Raw genomic sequence first — 14,415 nt, 5'->3', positions numbered from 1 at the left:
TTCGATCCGGGACGGGACGGGGGGACATCCAGTGTCCCACAACGCCATAAGTGACGCATTCCTCAAGACCTGCGCGACGGGGGCATGACCGATCGGTGACCGATCCGTGAGCGGGCCCGCGACGATGCCGTTCCACAGCGTTTGAGGAGGCAGACTGATGCACCGGATCGAGATCCCCGAGGACTACGAGGACCGCCTCGCCGCCGGACGCCACGCCGCCGCGCGGCTCCCCTTGGGCGACATCCGCGACGGCGTCGACCGCGCCCTCGACGCCGCGCCTTCCCGGGAGCGGTACGAGGAGGCGGCCGACCTGGCCGACCGCGCCGAGTCCCTCACGCGCGAACTGACCGAGCGCGGCTTCGACGGCACCGACGCCGACCGGGTCGCATGGCTGCGCCTGGACTACCTCGGGCGGCTGCAGTCGCTCGCGCTGAGCCCGACCATCGACCGGTTGAGCAACCCCGCTGTGGCCGACGCGATCCAGGCGGCCTGGACCGCCGCCGAGGCGGCCCGCTCGGAGTACGTGCTCGTCCTCGAACGCGCCCACGCCGACATGCTCGCCGCCCGCGTCCCCGACCGCGGCGGCGACGAACTGCGCGACCGCATCGCCCGCGCCGCGCACGAGCGGTTCGGCCACACCACCGACGACGACCTCTGCTCCGCGGAGGTCAATGTGGAGGGACGGTTGACGGAGTTCAAGTTCCTCGTCCCCAACGCCACCCTCGACACCGAGTGCGAGGAGCTCTCCGAGCAGGCCACCGCGACCATCCAGGCGGCGCAGGCGAAGGCCGTCGAGCGCCTCGGCGGCCTGCTCGCGTTAGGGCCTGATGGCGACCGGGAAGAGGACCGTGCTGGCCACCGCGGCGTCGCGCTCTTCGGCGAGGGCGAGGCGGCGGGGGTCGGCCATGTAGGCGTCCAGCGCCGCCTGGCCGGGGAAGCGGTAGACGTGGACCTCGTGCGGGGCGCCGTCCGCGCCGTCGCCGACCGCGCGGGAGACGAGCTCGCCGCCGTGCTCGGGGACGAGCGCGGTCACCTTGTCCTCATAGGCGTGGAGGGCCTCCTCCGCGCCGGGGAGGGCGCGGAGGAGGCAGCACAGTTCGATCGGGGCTTCGGCCATGCGTCCATGATCCCCGGCGGTCAGGCCTCGTCGCCCGGGACCCAGCGGAGGAGGTCGCCGGGCTGGCAGCCGAGGACGCGGCACATCGCCTCGAGCGTGGTGAAGCGGACGGCTTTCGCCCTGCCGTTCTTCAGGACCGCGACGTTCGCGGGCGTGATCCCGACGGCCGCGGCGAACTCGCCGACCGACATGCCGCGCTCGGCGAGGAGGACGTCGAGGTCGACGACGATCGGCATCAGACGACCTCGGCCATCTCGGTCTCGAGGTCGGTGGCCTTGCGGAGCAGGCCGCGCATGATGACCATGAGGAGGGCGAAGGCGAGCCCGACCCCGACGCAGACGACCGCGCCGCCCCACAGGCCCAGCTCGTCCATGCTCGCGTCCTGGGTGAAGGGCATCGCGCCGAACGTGAGGTGCAGGAAGACGCCGAAGGCGAGGACGGTCGCGCCGAGGGCGGCGCCGATGATCGTGTCGAGCCAGCGGAACGCGCGGAGCGAGAAGATCGCGCCTGACTTGATCATGGCGAGCAGCCGCCAGAGGGCGAACAGCGCGACCTGGACGCAGGCGACGCCGAGGACCGCGACCGCCGTGTAGGCCAGCACATACGGGCGCGTCTCGGTGGCGGAGCCGACGATGGCCTGCGCCATGGCCTCTTCGACGGCGTTGGGGGCGACCACGATCTGCCCGAAGAGACCGGCGGCGAAGGCGGCGGCGATGGCGAGCTGCAGCAGGGCTATCGAAAAGCGATTCATGCATCGATTATCGATCGATAGCTATCGAAAATCAATAGGGCGCTTGGGGTTGGCACGAACCCGGGAGCGGCCCCCGCAAAACCGGTCGCGCCCGACCCCTCGGCGGCGGCAGGATGTGGGCATGGCAGACCACCTGGGCCCCTGGGAACCCGAGACACCCGCCGAAGTCCGCGAACACCTCGCGAAGGTCGACGTCCCGTGGTGGATCGCGGGCGGCTACGCGATCGAGTTCGCCGTCGGCACGCCCTTCCGCACCCACGCCGACATCGACATCCTGCTCCTGCGCCGCGACCAGCTCGCCGCGCAGGCCGCCCTCCCCGGCTGGGAATGGTGGGCCGCCGACCCGCCGGGCACGCTGCGCCCCTGGGAAAGCGGCGAGACCCTGCCGCCCCACGTCCACGACATCTGGTGCCGCCCGACCGCTGACGCGCCCTGGCGGCTCCAGTTCATGCTCGACGAGGCCGACGGCGACGACTGGGTCTCCCGCCGCGACCCCGGCATCCGCCGCCCTATCGACGCGATCGGCCGCACCGGACCCGGCGGCATCCCGTACCTCGCCCCCGAGATCCAGCTCATGTACAAGGCCGGGAACATCCGCCCCAAGGACCAGCAGGACTTCGACGCGATGCTCCCGCACCTCGACCCCGAAGAGCGCCAATGGCTCCGCACCGCCATCACCGCCGCGTACGGGACCCGTCCATGGCTCGAACAGCTCTGACGCGCTTTGGGCCGCTCTGGGCCGTCAGCGGCGCGCCCGGGGCCGGGAAGACCACCGCGCACGCCGAACTGCTCGCGCGCGGGGACGGACTCGTCGCCATGGACATCGACGAACTGCTCGAGGACAGTGCGCTCCTCGGCGTCCCGATCGCGGTCCCCGAAGCCGCACCGATCTGGCCCGCCTACGGCAGGATGTGGCGGCGGATCATCGACATGACGCGCCGCTCAGGCCACCCCGTGGTCTTCCTGAGCCCCAACATCCCCAGCGAGTTCCCCGGCGCCACCGGCCACCTGCTCCTCGACTGCGACGACGACGTCCGCGCCGAGCGGCTGCGCGCCCGCGGATGGGACCAGGCCCAGGTCGACGACGCCCTCCGGGACGCCCGCGCCTACCGGCCCCTGTTCCGCGCGTCCCTCCGCACCGACGACACCACCCCCGCGGGCGTCGCCGACCGCATCCTCGACTGGATCGCCCGATCCGCGTAGGGTCGGGATTCGACCAGGGAGGCAACGCGATGGCACACAACGACACACCCGAAGAGCGGCTCTGGCAGGACTCAGGGACGATCCGCGAGCTCACCGCCGGGCGGCCGTTCTGCGCGGGCGTCCTGCTCGTCCGCGACGGCAAGGTCCTCACCACCCTCAACGCCGACGGCGTCGACGCGGCGGACGCGGACGGCACCGAGTGGCACGTCGGCGGTGTCGGCGGCGGCATGGAACCCGGCGAGGACCCCTGGGAGTGCGCGCTGCGCGAAGCCCGCGAAGAACTCGGCGTCCCGGTGCGGCTCGTCGCCGCCGACCGGACCTACCTGCACGACATCGCGACCGACACGCTGCGCCAGGCCCGCACCGGCGACGCCCCGGCCCCGTTCATCGTGCACCGCAACCCGAACCCCGACCCGACCAGGCCGTACCGTCCCGACCTCCCCGCCGGTCCGTACACGTACTTCTGCATGTTCCTCGCCGAGTTCATCGACGAACCCGACCGGTTCGCACCCGACGACCCCGACATCGCCGCCCTCGTCTGGATGCCGCTCACCACCGGCGACCTCATCCGGGGCGGCACGACCTTCGCGACCCTCACCGCCGCCGGGGCCGCGATCGCCGCGGGCGGACCCATCGCGGCCGACGCCCGCATCCACCTGACCCGGACCGAAAGCCTCCGCGTCGCGGGCCCGCTCCTCGCCGACCGCCTCGCGTGATCAGCCCCGGGCGATGTGGAACGTCATGTGCGGCAGCATCCGCCCGGGAATCGACGCGCTCGGCAGCTCCCCCGTGCGCACGAACCCGTACTTCGCGTAGAACGACTCCGCGTTCGGATCCGCCTCCAACGTGACCGTCTGCGCCCCGAGCGCCTCGGCGGCGCCCAGCGCCCGCTCCAGCAGCGCCTTCCCCACCCCGGTCCCGATCGCCGGCGGATCCACGAACAGCGACTCCAGCCGGGCCTCCGGCACCCCCTCGACCAGGCGGTAGAACCCCAGCAGCCGCCCCGCCCGCTCGGCCACCACCAGCATCCCCGACCCGCACACCAGCGGCGAATACGTCAACTCGTCCCGGATCGCCTCCATGAACGCCTCGCCGTAACCCCAGTACGCCTTCGACCGCACCGCCAACGCCGAAACCGCCCCCGCCTCATCAGCCCGCGCAGCCCGAAACTCGATATCCACCAACCGAAGTCTACGGACCAACCCCCCGAGAACACCGAACCGCACCGCCGAACACCCGCGCACCAGTTCCCGGCCACATCCAGGCCTTTTACCGTGTGCACCAGCGATTTTGGTAGTGCTAGCCGCAATGTGCTGAGCACGGAACCCGCATAGCTTCCAAACCATGCGAAGTTCCAACAGATACCTCATCGCCGCAGGCACCGCCGCGGCCACAGCCCTCGCGCTCGTCCCGAGCGCCGCAATCGCCGAAACGCCCGGCACCGAAGGCCATTCGTCCATCGACTGGCAGCCGTGCGCCGAAGCACCCGAGTTCGACTGCGCCACCATCGAAGTCCCGCTCGACTACACCAAGCCGCGCGGGCCCAAGATCGAGATCGCCCTCGCCCGCCGCCTTGCGACCAACCCCGACGAGCGCATCGGCACGATCCTCATGGACCCCGGAGGCCCCGGCGGATCCGGCGTGCAAGACGTGATCAACGGCGAATATGCCCTGGCCGCGGATGCCGCCGAACGCTTCGACTTCATCGGCTTCGACCCGCGCGGCGTCGGCGACAGCACCCCGATCAACTGCGACGCCGAACTCCTGGCCGCATTCGAGTCCACCCCGGTTCCCACGACCGAAGCCGCGTTCCAGACCTGGCTCGAACGCAGCGAAGCCACCGCCGAATCCTGCCGCGAGCTCACCGGCCCGCTCTTCGACCACGCCGACAACCTCCACGTCGTCGAGGACATCGAACGGATCCGGCGCGCCATCGGCGAAGGCGACCTGAATTATCTGGGCTTCTCCTACGGCACCTTGATGGGCCAGCAGTACGCCGAGCGGTACCCCAAGCGCATCCGCACGATGGTGCTCGACGGGAACCAGGACCACAGCCAGACGACGATGTGGGAGTTCATCAGCGCCAACACCGCCGCGTTCGAGCAGAACTTCAGCGAATTCGCGCAATGGTGCGACACCACCGAGACCTGCGCACTCCACGGTTCCGGCACGGTCGAGGTCTACAAGGAACTGCAGGACCGCGCCCGGGCAGGCGACCTGACCGACCCCGGCAGCGGCGCACCGCTCGACTTCTTCGGCCTTACCCGCTTCGCCTTCGCCGCCAACCAGCCCGCCGCCTGGTCCTCCCTGGCCGAGGGCCTTCGGGCGATGCACGACGGAACCCCCGTCTCCGCCGCGCTCACCGACACGATCAGCGCCGCCGCTGAAACCGACCCCGTCGCAGGGGCCCTGCGACAGTTCCCGGAGATGCCGATGTTCTGCCAGGACTGGGATTTCCGCATCGACGAGTTCGCCGAGTGGGAGTCGATGATGGCCAAACTGGCCGAGGAGTACCCCGTCACCGAGTGGAGCCCGTACGCCGGTCTGCCCCTGTTCTGTTCGGGCTCCGGCATCGAGCCCACGAACCCCCAAGGGCCGCTGGACACCGAGGGCGCACCCCCGATCGTGCTGATCGGGACTGTGCATGACTACGCGACCGTGTACCCGTGGTCGGAGAGCGCCGCTGCGCAGACCGGTGGGACGCTCGTGACGTACGAGGGCTACGGCCACACGGCCTACGGGCTCAAGACCCCGTGTCTGGACGAGGCCGTCGACGCCTATTTCATCGACCTGGAGGTTCCTCCGGCGGGTCTCAGCTGCCCTGGTGTGGAGCGCTGACCCAGCGACGCCCGTGGCCGGCGGCCGCCGGCCACGGGCGTCCGGTCTCACGAGTAGGGGTTGTTGTCGTCGTCCTTGCCGATGCCCCAGACGTCTTCCTCAGGGTCCTCGACCAGGAAGGACTCGCGCTCGACCTCGTTGTCCTGGTTGCCACCGGCACCGCGGCCGCCGCCACCGCCCATCATGCCGCCGCCCGCGGTCTTGGAGGCAGCGCCACCGGCGGCGCCTCCGGCCGCGGCGCCGACCATCGTCGCGGCGCCCATGCCGCCGCCGGTGGGCGCGCCGCCAGCGGGGAGGCCCGAGCCGAGTCCGCCCGCGCCGCCGCCCATGCCGCCGCCGAGGCCGGCGCCTCCGGAGGCGAGACCGCCGGAGAGGTCTTCAGGGTCTTCAAGTTCGGAAGCGTCCCAGGGGTTGTCGAGTTCGGGCATCTCCGGCTGCGCCATGTCCTCCATGCCGGAGGGCGTCTCGGGCATGGTCGGCTGCTGCTGGTCCTGAGGCTGGCCCGGGTCCTGCTGCTGTTGCTGCTCTTGTTCCTGCTGCTGTTCTTCCTCGGTCTTCTCTTCCGCCTCTTCCTTCTTCTCCTCCTCTGAGGACTCCTCTTCGTTCTCCCCGCCTGTGCCGCTCGAGGAGTGGTCCTCGGCGGCCTTGTGCGACTCCATGTCCTTGCCGCCGCCCGACTTGTCCTCCAGCGGCTTGAGGAGCTCTGCCGCCTGGCTCAGGGCCGCTCCGGCGGTGGCGTCGGCGGCGTTGATGAGGGACGTCAGGGTCTGGAGTCCGAAGGTCCCCGCCGCGGCCTGGGCCTGCAGGGCCGCTTCGAGGATGCCGCCGAACGGGCCCGCCATGGCGATCGCGGTGCGCTGCGCCGGGCCGAGGGTCACCATCGGGGCGGGCTGGATGTTGAAGCCGAGGGCTTTGAGTGCGGCGTCGGCGGCCTTGAGGCCGGTGCATTCGAGGAGCATCTGCGCCGCCGTCCCGGCGAGGCCGCTCGCGGTCGCGGTGACCTCGCCGATGACCTGGGTGAGGTGTGCGTTGACGTTGCCGACCTCGCCGTTGAAGGCGTCGTTCGCGGTGTCGCGCCAGTGGCTGTTGATCTCGGCGACCTTCGTGCCGTAGTCGGTCTGCTGCGTGGCGAGGTCCGTTGCGGCGGCGGTCATCTCAGTGGCGTACGTGAGGAACTCCGAGGGGTGCGCCGAGAGCGCGTCCTGATAGCTGGGCATGGGGTCCTCCTAGGCTTTCGGCGTGGTGGGGAGCTGTGACTGGATGCCGCCGAAGCGGGCGCCCGTCTCCTGGTCGGCGGCGGAGAGGTCGTCGGCGCTGCCGATGACCTGGTCGCCCTGCCAGGTGAGGCGGCGCTCGACGCCGGTGGCGACGGCGGCGAGGGCGGTCTGCCAGCGGCGGCCCGCCTCGCCCGTGGCGAAACCGGTGTTCTGCTCGGCCGCGGTCGCCGCCGGGCGCTCCACCCGCCTGGTCGCGGCCTGGCTGTTCGGTGCCAGGCCGCGCAGGCCGGTGCCGCCCGTTCGCACATCGTCAACGTCCATGTGCACGGTCATGGGCTCCTCCTTCTCGAGGTGTCGACGCCCTCGCGGGCGGACGCCCGGCGGCGTCAGGAGTACTGTCGCGCGGCCCGTCACGGGTCGGTCCCGGTGCGGGCTTGATCAACCTATGACGGATTCGTGACGCCTCCGCTTTCCATGGGCCGCACACGCAATCGAAGCCCGGGTCCCGGGCCGCCACGTGAGGAGGTGCGCCGCCGATGACCGATTTCTTCGCGGACAGTGGGGACGGTTCGCTGGAGCTGCCGTCGTTCGAGTTCACGATCGCGTTCGGCGACACGTCGGCGCTGACCTCGGGGGACCGCGCCGGGTGCTCCGCGGCGGCGTGCCCGCATCCGGTGGCGCACCCGGCGGAGGAGGCGTGGGTGCAGTTGGCGTCGGCGGTCCCGGTGGAGGGGCAGCGGGGCCGGTTCAAGCCGCGGTGCGAGGGGATGGCGTACCCGACGGAGGAGGACTTCCGGGCGGCGGTGACGGCGGTGCGGCCAGAGGACGCGGATGCGTTCTCGCTGCAGCGCTTGCGCACTGGGTGGTCGGAGGAGATCGGGTCGCGGCTCGGGACGTGGCCGCAGCGGTTCAGGTCCAAGCTCGCCGCCCTCGCCGAGCACTGGGCGGGTGAGGATTTCGACGCGTTCGCGGTGCAGGCCGGGGAGGCGCGGGCCCTTGTGGAGGGTGCGCTCGACGACATCGAGGCGACCGTGGCGGAGCTGGGGAGCCGCGAGTCGGCGATCTACACGCTGCAGGGCGGGGACTCGGGCGAGATCCCGTACCCGGCGCCGATGGTCGGGACGGAGGGCGAGTGGTCGAGTCTCGTTGCGCTGCATGTGCGTCCGGCGTGGTGGCACGGGGACTGCATCACGATGACGTGCGAGGAGGCCGAGAAGGCCCTGGAGCTGGCGGGCGCTGACGCGGGCCTGGCGACGGAGGTGCGGGAGTTCGTCGAGGAGCGCGTGGGCCAGCAGCTGTCGGGGCTGGGGGCGCTGGTCGCGGACGTGCGGGCGCTGGTGGGCGAGGAGGCGAAGGAGGTCTTCTCGGAGCGGGTGGCGGCCGAGCTGGCGGCGTACGTGGAGCGGCAGGCGGCGATCGACGAGGCGATCGCGGAGAAGCGGGACGGGCAGAGCGCCGAGCTGGCAGCGGTGACGACGACCGGTGAGGACCGGCCGTATCCGAGCAGCGCCGACACGTCCTATATGGAGTTGACGGTGCCGGAGGCGGAACAGCCCGCCGCGCCTGTCGCACCGCAGACGACGCAGGATCCGAGCCCGGTGCCTCCGGGCGGCGACGGCACGGTCGTCGAGGAGGAGAACCCTTGGGAGGCTGCGGAGGCCGACGAGGAGGACGAGCCTTCGGGCGGTCTGGCGAGCGGCGGGTCGGGCTTCGGCGGCGGGACCGGCGGCGGTCCGTTCGGGCCCGGCGGCGGGCGTCCGGGCGGCGGGATGCCGACCGGTCCGGGCGGCGGCGCTGTCCCGCAGGGGCTGTTCGGCCCGGCCGTGACCACCCCGGCCACTACGGCGACGACCGCTTCGACGAGCGGGTCCCGGGGCGGCGGCGGGCTGTTCCAGCAGAGCCAGACCGCGGGCGGTTCGGCCGCGAACCAGTCCCGGAAGGGCTCGGACCGTTCGGATTCGGACAAGAAGCAGGACGGCGAGCAGGACGACAAGCCGCAGGACCTGGCGCGCCGCGAGACCGGGAACGTCTGGGGCTACGTCAAACCGAACGAAGACCCCTACAACTAGGCGAGGGAAGGCGAGATCATGGCGGACCGCGTGTTCGACCCCGAGGCGATCGGCGAGTACCGGCAGTTCCTGGTGGAGCTGATCGAGGAGCTCGAGAACGAGTTGCTGCCGGTCATGGCGACCGGCACCCTGAGCCGCGCGCCCGCGTTCGGCACCGCGCCCGGCGCGGCCGAGAACGCGCTCGGCCAGTACCTGGAGTTCCACGCCGCGATGTGGCGGAACCTCCAGTACCTGCGCGGGACGCTGTACGGCCTGGACGCGGCGCTCGCCGAGATGACCAGCGGCGACGACCCCGCGGCGGTCTACTTCGACTTCGGGACCGCAGGCCCGGCGGTCTGAGGCCTTCACGATTCGCGCTTGCAGGGCCGCAGGCCCGACGGTCTGTCGCCTTCGCGATTCGCGTTTGCAGGGCCGCAGGCACGGCGGTCTGTCGCCTTCACGCTTCGCGCTTTCGGGGCCGCCGACTTGGAGGCCTGAGGCTTTCGCGCTGCTCAGGGGTGGTGTGTGGCAGCTTGTGGCCCGGGCCGTTACGTGCCGTCCCTATCCCCCACCCACCCAAAAGGGGATGCGGCTCATCATCGCCGAAGGGTCCGACAAGAACCCGACGCATCCAGGGCCCCGGGCCGGGAAGTCACCCGAAAGTGGTGGCGGTGCGAGAGCGGCTCTGAAAAGCGGAGGCCCGCGCCGAAAGGCGCGGGCCTCCGTCTCGTCGTGCGGGCCGGCTGGCCCGTCGGTAGGAAAGCGCGGTCGAGAAGGCGCCTTCGAGAAAGCGCCGTCTAGAAGGCGTCGTCGGGGAGGTCCATCGCGGTCAGGTCCGCGGCCTCGACGATCTTGCGGTCGGCGGTGAGGCGCGGCAGGACTTCCTTGGAGAAGAACGTCGCGGCCGCGACCTTCCCGCGGTAGAAGTCGTCGTCGGCCCCGGCGTCGAGCTTGGCCTGGGCGATCTCGGCCTGGCGCAGCAGCAGCCAGCCGACCATGAGGTCGCCGACGGCCAGCAGCAGGCGGCGCGAGTGCAGTCCGGCCTTGTACAGCTCACGGGGCTCGTCGCCCATCGCGGCCATCAGTGCGGGCTGCAGCGCCTCGAGGATGCCCTGCACGTCGCCGAGCGCGCGCAGGACCTTGCCGCGCACGCCCTCCAGCGCCGGGTGTCCGTCCTGCGTGGACTCCATGATCTCACCCGCGACGACCATGAGCGACTCGCCGTTGTCCTTGATGATCTTGCGGAACAGGAAGTCGAGGCTCTGGATCGCGGTCGTGCCCTCGTACAGCGTGTCGATCTTGGCGTCGCGCACGTACTGCTCGAGCGGGTAGTCCTGCAGGAAGCCCGAGCCGCCGAACGTCTGCAGCGCTTCCGAGCTGAGCAGCTCGTACGCCCGCTCGGAGCCGCAGCCCTTGACGATCGGGAGCAGGAGGTCGTTGACCTTCTTCGCGGTCTCGGCCGCGTCCTCGTCGCCGTCGATCTCGGCCAGGCGGGACTTGTCCTGCCAGGACGCGGTGTACGCGACGAGCGCGCGCAGGCCCTCGGCGTAGCTCTTCTGCATGAGCAGCGAGCGGCGCACGTCCGGGTGCTTGATGATCGGCACGCGCGGCGCGGTCTTGTCCGCGGATTGGAGCAGGTCCGCGCCCTGGATGCGACTCTTCGCGTAGTCGAGCGCGTTCAGGTAGCCGGTGGAGAGCGTCGCGATCGCCTTGGTGCCCACCATCATCCGCGCGTACTCGATGATGAGGAACATCTGGCGGATGCCCTCGTGCTTCTCGCCGAGGAGCCAGCCCTTCGCGGGGGACTTCTCGCCGAAGGTGAGCTCCGCGGTCGCCGAGACCTTGAGGCCCATCTTGTGCTCGATGTTGGTGACGTTCACGCCGTTGCGCTCGCCGAGCTCGCCCGTGGCCGGGTCGAACAGGAACTTGGGGACGATGAACAGGCTCAGGCCCTTGGTGCCCGGCCCGCCTGCGCCCTCTTCGCCCACGGGGCGGGCGAGCACGTAGTGGATGATGTTCTCGGTCATGTCCTGGTCGCCCGAGGTGATGAACCGCTTGACGCCCTCGATGTGCCAGGAGCCGTCGGCCTGCTTGTAGGCCTTCGTGGTGCCCGCGCCGACGTCGGAGCCCGCGTCGGGCTCGGTGAGGACCATGGTCGCGCCCCAGCCCTTCTCGACGAAGAGCTTCGCCCACTCCTGCTGCTCGGGGGTGCCCTCGAGGTGGGCGGTGTGCGCGAAGGAGGAGCCCGCGGCGTACATCCACAGCGCCGGGTTGGCGCCGAGGACGAGTTCGGCCAGGGACCACCAGAGCATGCGCGGGGCGACGGTGCCGCCGAGGACCTCGGGGAGGTCCAGGCGCCAGTACTCGGCGTCGATGAACGCCTTGTAGGCCTTCTTGAACGACTCGGGCAGCGTCACCGAGTGGCTCGCCGGGTCGAACACGGGCGGATTGCGGTCGCCCTCGACCCAGCCGGAGGACAGCTCCTCCTGGGACAGGCGCGCCAGCTCGGCCAGGATCTCGCGGGCGGTCGCCTCGTCCAGGTCCGCGAAGGCCGGGTTGTCGAGAATCTTGTCCGCTCCGAAGACCTCGAAGAGATTGAACTCCAGGTCTCGAAGGTTGTGGCGGAAGTGCGTCATTGCGGGTCCTCCATTACTCGGTGGTAACCCTGATCATATTACCCGTCAGTAGCTAGCTCAAGTATGCCGCGCCGAAACGCCGCGCGAAAGTGGTCTCACCAGGAAAATCCAGTCCGATTTCCGACTGGCCCGCCACAGGGCGCTCATTCGATCGGGTGATCGTCGCCGCCGTGCGGCCGATCCGCCGTAACCTGCGCACCCGTGCCTCGTTGAACCCGGTGAACGACCGCCTGTGCGAAACCACCGGGAGCACCCCATGATCCGAGCCGTCGCCGACCGCATCGCCGCCCGAGCGCGGCCCTCCTACGTCGGCCGCCACCGCCGCGCCAAGCCCGTCCTGCACCGGGTCCTGCGCATCGAGATGCCGCTGGACCTGCCCGCCGAGGAGGCGGCGCAGTGAGGTTCAGGAGGCACCTGCCCGTGCGGTTCACCAAGCGCCGCAAGGCGCTCTCGCGGATGCGGCACCTGCGCCGGTGCCGCCTCGCCAGGCCCGAGTGAGCCAGCGGCCAGCGCGGGCCCACCGGCCAGCGCGGCCCACCGGCCAGCGCTGTCCTACCGGCCGGCGCTGTCGGGGCGGTAGTCCAGGAGCAGGAGCGCGATGTCGTCGGTCAGCGGGCCACCCACCCAGCGGCGCAGGGCCGACTCGAGGGACGCCAGGCCGTCGCCCACGTTGCCGTGCCCGATGAGGCTCCAGGCCCGCTCGCGGATGGGGAAGAACTCGCCGTCTTTGCGTGCCTCGGCGAGGCCGTCGGTGTACAGGAAGATCCGGTCCCCCGGTTGCAGCCGCACTGTCAGCTCCCGTGCCGAGGGGCTCAGCCCCAGCGGCGGGGCCATCGACTCGGGTTCGAGGTAGGTGGCGACGCCGTCGCGCACGAGCATCGGCGGCGGGTGGCCGCAGTTCATGATCTCGAGGGTGCCGCCGCGCTCCTGGAGGAGGATTGCGGTCACGAAGTCCTCGTCGCCTGCGTTCCGCGCGACCGCGTGGTCCAGGTCGTTCACCATGCACCGCTGGTCCGAGCGCTCGAACGCCACGTGACGGTAGGAGCCGAGCACCGTGGAGGAGAGCCGCACCGCGTCCAGGCCCTTCCCGCGCACGTCGCCGATGATGATCCGCACCCCGTAGTCGGTGTTCAGCGCCTCGTAGAGGTCACCGCCGATCTCCGCGCCCGAGCGCGCCGACACGTACCGCGCTGCGATGTCGAACGGTCCCAGCCGTTCTCCGATCGGCCGCAGGATGGCCTGCTGCACGACCGAGGCGAGTTGCGTCAGCCGTTTCATGCGTTCGTCGTCGCGTTCGCGCACGATCGCGACCGCCGCCGAGATCACCACGGCCACGGCGACGACAAGGAAGTCCACGCCGTGTGAGGCGACGCCGTCCATTGCGAAGCCGTAGAGGACCCACAGGTACACGAACGCCGCCGCCATGCTGGCCAGTCCGACTCCGGCGACCCAGCGCCACGGCAGGAACGCCGAGGCCGCCAGGGGAGGCAGTGCCAGCCATGAGACCGCGTGCGAGTCGTCGCGCACGGTCAGGCGCAGGCCCACGAGGACCACGACGACTGCGAACGCGGCGGTGAACGCGGTCCGCACCGAGGGCGCCGACCAGCCGTTCCAGCGGTCAGCGCGGGCCATCTGCGGCCTCCGTCGCTGCATAGTGCGCATATGGGTGAATGCCTCCTTCCTACCGGATCACGGCCGGGTAGCCCGCACGATCGCCGAAGCTCCGCGCGCGGCGGCTCCCGCACGGGGTTCGGGCGCGGGCGGGGGCCCGCGCCGCCGGGAGCGCCCGGCCGGAGCCGGGGGGATGCGCGCGCCCGCGTGCGTTCGAAGGCGATGGAGGGCCCGGGACGCCGGACCGATCAACACAATCGCCGATGTGAAGATCGTAATGGTCGCGGAGGCGATACCGGCCGTGGAGGACGCCGCCGAAGGGGTGAGCGCCAAGTCTGTGCGTTCGGTCGGCCGTGGCCGCCGAACGGGCCTCCCGCACCTCGGCCGATCGGCCGGTTTCGGGGCGGTTTGCGCAGGGCCGGGGCGTGAGCAAGGGCGCTGGCGCGTGCGGGGGCGCCATGTCAGCATTGGACGCGTGCAGTACACGCTTTCGAGGACCCGGTTCGACAGCCCTGTGGCGCAGTTGCTCTGCGCCGAGATCCAGGAGGAATACGTGCGCCGCTACGGCGGCGGCGACGAGACTGAGCTGGGTGAGGACGACTTCCATCCGCCGAACGGGGACTTCATCGTCGCGTTCGACGAGTCCGGGGAGCCGGCCGGGTGCGGTGGCTGGCGCTCGCACGGCGAGGACGGCGGGTCGAGGGACGCGGAGATGAAGCGCGTGTACGTGCGTGAGCACGCCCGCAGGCAGGGTCTCGCGAGTCTGCTCGTGGCCGCGGTCGAGGCGTCGGCGGCTGAGGCGGGGTGCAAGCGGGTCATCCTCGAGACCGGGCCGCGTCAGCCTGAGGCTGTTGCGATGTACGGGGTGCTCGGGTATGCGCCGGTGACCCCGTTCGGGCATTACGCGTGCACTGAGGGCTCGATCCATCTGGGCAAGGAGCTCGGCTCCGCGAAGGAGTAGAGCGGAACCTGGCTGCAGCCGGACAGGCGTTCG

General features: G+C 71.0%; 16 protein-coding genes. 8 read left to right on the top strand and 8 right to left on the bottom strand.

Going from position 1 to position 14,415, the window contains the following annotated elements; genetic code table 11:
* Positions 1 to 817 precede the first annotated feature (817 nt).
* Genes ACGGCP_RS02120 through ACGGCP_RS02110 form a run of 3 tightly spaced genes read right to left on the bottom strand, consistent with a single transcriptional unit; the run spans position 818 to position 1,868 of the window.
* Complete coding sequence (locus tag ACGGCP_RS02120) at positions 818 to 1,117, bottom strand: hypothetical protein (protein ID WP_392959791.1); 300 nt, start codon at positions 1,115 to 1,117, stop codon at positions 818 to 820.
* A gap of 20 nt (positions 1,118 to 1,137) precedes the next feature.
* Positions 1,138 to 1,353 (bottom strand): helix-turn-helix domain-containing protein, encoded by a 216-nt coding sequence (locus tag ACGGCP_RS02115; RefSeq protein WP_392959789.1) that lies wholly within the window; start codon positions 1,351 to 1,353, stop codon positions 1,138 to 1,140.
* Positions 1,353 to 1,868 (bottom strand): DUF2975 domain-containing protein, encoded by a 516-nt coding sequence (locus tag ACGGCP_RS02110; protein WP_392959787.1) that lies wholly within the window; start codon positions 1,866 to 1,868, stop codon positions 1,353 to 1,355. The genes ACGGCP_RS02115 and ACGGCP_RS02110 overlap by 1 nt, the downstream gene beginning before the upstream one ends.
* 121 nt (positions 1,869 to 1,989) lie before the next feature.
* Here ACGGCP_RS02110 and ACGGCP_RS02105 point away from each other — a divergent pair, with 121 nt between their 5' ends.
* From ACGGCP_RS02105 to ACGGCP_RS02095, 3 genes are read left to right on the top strand one after another with little or no spacing between them, the layout of a single operon-like run.
* Positions 1,990 to 2,586, top strand: coding sequence for a nucleotidyltransferase domain-containing protein (locus tag ACGGCP_RS02105; protein WP_392959785.1), 597 nt, complete (start codon positions 1,990 to 1,992; stop codon positions 2,584 to 2,586).
* The gene (locus ACGGCP_RS02100; RefSeq protein WP_392959782.1) at positions 2,568 to 3,071 is read left to right on the top strand and encodes an AAA family ATPase; all 504 of its coding nucleotides are present in this window, start codon (positions 2,568 to 2,570) and stop codon (positions 3,069 to 3,071) included. The genes ACGGCP_RS02105 and ACGGCP_RS02100 overlap by 19 nt, the downstream gene beginning before the upstream one ends.
* Before the next feature lie 29 nt (positions 3,072 to 3,100).
* Positions 3,101 to 3,787 (top strand): NUDIX domain-containing protein, encoded by a 687-nt coding sequence (locus ACGGCP_RS02095; RefSeq protein ID WP_392959780.1) that lies wholly within the window; start codon positions 3,101 to 3,103, stop codon positions 3,785 to 3,787.
* On the opposite strand, the gene ACGGCP_RS02090 is transcribed toward ACGGCP_RS02095, so the two are convergent.
* Positions 3,788 to 4,252, bottom strand: coding sequence for a GNAT family N-acetyltransferase (locus ACGGCP_RS02090; RefSeq protein ID WP_392959777.1), 465 nt, complete (start codon positions 4,250 to 4,252; stop codon positions 3,788 to 3,790).
* A gap of 163 nt (positions 4,253 to 4,415) precedes the next feature.
* Here ACGGCP_RS02090 and ACGGCP_RS02085 point away from each other — a divergent pair, with 163 nt between their 5' ends.
* Positions 4,416 to 5,909: an alpha/beta hydrolase gene (locus ACGGCP_RS02085; protein ID WP_392959774.1), complete on the top strand. Its 1,494-nt coding sequence runs from the start codon at positions 4,416 to 4,418 to the stop codon at positions 5,907 to 5,909.
* Between the two features lie 47 nt (positions 5,910 to 5,956).
* Here ACGGCP_RS02085 and ACGGCP_RS02080 read toward each other — a convergent pair whose 3' ends face one another.
* Together ACGGCP_RS02080 and ACGGCP_RS02075 are read right to left on the bottom strand one after the other, a co-directional pair.
* Entirely contained in the window at positions 5,957 to 7,126 is a 1,170-nt protein-coding gene (locus ACGGCP_RS02080) for a WXG100 family type VII secretion target (RefSeq protein WP_392959771.1), read from the bottom strand.
* 9 nt (positions 7,127 to 7,135) lie between these two features.
* Positions 7,136 to 7,459, bottom strand: a complete 324-nt coding sequence (locus ACGGCP_RS02075) for a hypothetical protein (RefSeq protein ID WP_392959769.1) — start codon at positions 7,457 to 7,459, stop codon at positions 7,136 to 7,138.
* 203 nt (positions 7,460 to 7,662) lie between these two features.
* Between ACGGCP_RS02075 and ACGGCP_RS02070 the strand changes: the two genes are divergently transcribed.
* Both ACGGCP_RS02070 and ACGGCP_RS02065 read left to right on the top strand, forming a co-directional pair.
* Entirely contained in the window at positions 7,663 to 9,195 is a 1,533-nt protein-coding gene (locus ACGGCP_RS02070) for a hypothetical protein (RefSeq protein WP_392959766.1), read from the top strand.
* Positions 9,196 to 9,213: 18 nt separating this feature from the next.
* Positions 9,214 to 9,534 carry a hypothetical protein gene (locus tag ACGGCP_RS02065; RefSeq protein WP_392959764.1) on the top strand — a complete coding sequence of 107 codons (321 nt, stop codon included), beginning with the start codon at positions 9,214 to 9,216 and terminating at the stop codon, positions 9,532 to 9,534.
* Between the two features lie 437 nt (positions 9,535 to 9,971).
* Here ACGGCP_RS02065 and ACGGCP_RS02060 read toward each other — a convergent pair whose 3' ends face one another.
* Positions 9,972 to 11,810, bottom strand: coding sequence for an acyl-CoA dehydrogenase (locus tag ACGGCP_RS02060; RefSeq protein WP_392959762.1), 1,839 nt, complete (start codon positions 11,808 to 11,810; stop codon positions 9,972 to 9,974).
* A 256-nt stretch (positions 11,811 to 12,066) separates the two neighbouring features.
* On the opposite strand from ACGGCP_RS02060, the gene ACGGCP_RS02055 reads away from it, so the two are divergent.
* Positions 12,067 to 12,210, top strand: a complete 144-nt coding sequence (locus ACGGCP_RS02055) for a hypothetical protein (protein WP_392959760.1) — start codon at positions 12,067 to 12,069, stop codon at positions 12,208 to 12,210.
* 152 nt (positions 12,211 to 12,362) lie between these two features.
* On the opposite strand, the gene ACGGCP_RS02050 is transcribed toward ACGGCP_RS02055, so the two are convergent.
* Positions 12,363 to 13,442 (bottom strand): PP2C family protein-serine/threonine phosphatase, encoded by a 1,080-nt coding sequence (locus tag ACGGCP_RS02050; protein WP_392959758.1) that lies wholly within the window; start codon positions 13,440 to 13,442, stop codon positions 12,363 to 12,365.
* A 454-nt stretch (positions 13,443 to 13,896) separates the two neighbouring features.
* Between ACGGCP_RS02050 and ACGGCP_RS02045 the strand changes: the two genes are divergently transcribed.
* Positions 13,897 to 14,382: a GNAT family N-acetyltransferase gene (locus ACGGCP_RS02045; protein WP_392959756.1), complete on the top strand. Its 486-nt coding sequence runs from the start codon at positions 13,897 to 13,899 to the stop codon at positions 14,380 to 14,382.
* The last annotated feature ends 33 nt before the right edge of the window (positions 14,383 to 14,415 follow it).

It is taken from the genome of Glycomyces sp. NPDC048151, from assembly GCF_043202775.1.
Taxonomy (GTDB): domain Bacteria; phylum Actinomycetota; class Actinomycetes; order Mycobacteriales; family Micromonosporaceae; genus Glycomyces.
The sequence above is the reverse complement of the archived record's forward strand: the minus strand, read 5'-3'. Positions and strand labels throughout refer to the sequence as shown.